Below are 2,716 nucleotides of genomic sequence, written 5' to 3' on the forward strand. Positions count from 1 at the left end.
CACTGAAAGTCAGGTTGACCCGATTGCGTTCGATCGGCGTGACGGTGGTGACAATTTCAACGCCGTACAGGCTCTTGTTGATGTACTGGCGCTTGAGCTCCTGCTCCGCCTTGTCGGCGAGCGCCTTGTCGAACGGCTGGCCGTCCGCAACACCGGCCTCGCGGAGTGCTTTCTTGAGCGCGTCCTTGTCGAACTCCTTGGCACCCACAAAGTCCACGTCAGCGACGGTGGGACGCTCTTCAACGATCACCACCAATACGTCGCCACTGACTTCAAGTCTCACGTCCTTGAACAGGCCCAGCCCAAACAGCGCACGAATGGCGGTGGAACCCTTGTCGTCGTTATAGGTTTCGCCGACCCGAAAGGGCAAGGAGGCAAAAATGGTTCCGGGCTCAACGCGCTGCAAGCCTTCAACCCGGATATCACGCACCGTGAAAGGGTCAACGGCCCAAGCCGAACTGGCTGCAAAAAGACCGGCGGCGATAGCGCAAACTGCACGAACTTTGAAGCGATTTATTTGTTTTTGCATGAAATGTAAGGAATTAGYCCAAAAGCCGGGTGACATCGTTAAACAGGGCAACGCACATCATGCCCAGCAGGATAGCAACGCCACCGCGCTGCAACCGGTCCATCCAGGCGTCAGACACGCCCCGGCCGGTGATCCCCTCCCAAAGATAATACATCAGGTGCCCCCCATCCAGAACCGGCAGCGGCAGTAAATTCAGGACGCCAAGGCTCACGCTGATAAGGGCCAAAAATAGCAGATAACTGCTCCACCCAAGGCTGGCCGACTTCCCCGCATAGTCCGCAATCGTGAGCGGGCCACTCAGGTTTTTAAGCGACGCCTCGCCTATGACCATTTTCCCCATCATCTTCAGTGTGAGCAGCGAAACCTGCCAGGTACGTACGGCACCTTGCCACAAGCCATCGACAGGGCCGTAACGCACCGTGACAAACTCGGGAGGGGCTCCCACATAGGCCTCAATCCGGGGCACCATCACCCCGTTCACTGCCTTGAGTTCAGACGTCACTTGCAGCGCCAGGGATGCGCCAGCACGGCTGATTTGCCATGTCTGCGGGACAACGGCAGCACCCGTTCCGGTCGAGCGGGCAGAGGTACGTATCACCTCGCGCAGCTGTTGCCCATCCACAATCGCTGTCTCGCCAATGCGAAGCACGAGATCATCGGCACGCAGGCCGGATTTTTCTGCGGCGCCCCCGGGCATGACAGTGCCAATCACCGGACGGGTCCAGGGGCCGAGAATGCCAATTTTCCTGAACAGATCGGCATCTGCTTCGGGTGCACCCAGCGTACTGAGCAGCAACCGCACAGTCTGCCCTGACGCTGCGCCATCGCTGCCAAGCACCAAGGTGAGGTCGCGACCATCCAGTGCACCTTGAGTGAGCCTCCAGCGCAAGTCTTCAAAAGAATGAACGACCTCCAGGTCGCCGCCTTCAAAAGCCGCCTGCTGAACCATTTCCCCGCCACCCAGGCCAGCCTTTTCGGCAAGCGATCCTGCTACCGGGCTGGCCAAAATGGCTTTGGGCTCCTGCAAGCCAGTCCAGTTGACCACGGCATACAGCACTATGGCCAGCAGCAAATTGGCGGCCGGGCCGGCGGCCACCACGGCAACCCGCGATTTCAGCGGCTGGGTATTAAAAGCCAGATGACGCTCGGATAGATCCACCGGGGCCTCGCGCTCATCCAGCATCTTGACGTAGCCGCCCAGGGGCAGCATGCCGATGGAAAACTCTGTCGACTTGTTTTTGAGCTTCCAGGTGTAAATAGGTTTGCCGAATCCGATGGAAAATTTCAGGACCTTGATGCCACACGCCACTGCGACGCGGTAATGGCCGTATTCGTGCACGGCAATCAGGATACCGAGAGTCACAACGAAAGAAACCAGTGTCAGCATCTCAGGACTCCAGACCTTGGGTGATTTGAGTGGCAACGCGGCGGGCCTGCTCATCCAGCGCCAGCAAGCCTTCTATGTCGTCCACCTGAGAGACTGCCGCGGCCTCCAAAGTTGCATGGTTTACATGGTGAATATGGTCGAAGCGGATGCGCCGGTCCAAAAACGCCGCCACAGCAACCTCATTGGCTGCGTTCAGCACCACGCAAGTGCCCGGCGGCGCACGCAAACTCTCCCAGGCCAAAGGCAGGCAGGGAAAGCGCTGAAAGTCCGGGACCTCGAATGTCATGGCGGCCATGCGGGCGAAGTCCAGGCGCGCCGTGCCGCTTTCGATCCGCTCCGGCCAGGACAGGCCATAGGCAATCGGCACCCGCATATCGGGCGTACCCAGCTGGGCCATCACCGATGCGTCATGGAACTGCACCATCGAATGGATGATTTGCTGCGGATGGATCACCACCTCGATCTGCTCCGGCACGACACCAAACAGGTACTTGGCCTCGATCACCTCCAAAGCCTTGTTCATCATCGTGGCCGAATCCACCGAAATCTTGCGGCCCATGGAAAAATTAGGGTGCGCGCAGGCCTGCTCGGGCGTTACGTCGCGCAAAGTTGCTGGATCACGGGCGCGAAAAGGACCGCCCGACGAGGTCAGCATGATTTTTTCGATGCGCCGGGGCCACACCGCCGGGTCTTCGGGCAACGACTGGAAAATGGCCGAATGCTCACTGTCAATAGGCAGCAACCGGGCCCCCCCTTCACGAACCGCCCGCATAAACACTTCGCCGCCGACGACGAGGGCC

At 59.4% G+C, this 2,716-nt stretch carries 3 protein-coding genes; all 3 read right to left on the minus strand.

Annotated elements, in window-relative coordinates:
- On the minus strand, nt 1–529 hold a 529-nt coding region (locus AC1DWI_RS19110; RefSeq protein ID WP_477725464.1), incomplete at its 3' end, for a POTRA domain-containing protein.
- A gap of 13 nt (nt 530–542) precedes the next feature.
- The gene (gene rseP / locus AC1DWI_RS19115; protein ID WP_477725465.1) at nt 543–1,916 is read right to left on the minus strand and encodes an RIP metalloprotease RseP; all 1,374 of its coding nucleotides are present in this window, start codon (nt 1,914–1,916) and stop codon (nt 543–545) included.
- Nucleotide 1,917: 1 nt separating this feature from the next.
- On the minus strand, nt 1,918–2,716 hold a 799-nt coding region (gene dxr, locus AC1DWI_RS19120), incomplete at its 5' end, for a 1-deoxy-D-xylulose-5-phosphate reductoisomerase (protein ID WP_477725466.1).

Source organism: Polaromonas sp. P3_C2, from assembly GCF_056402675.1.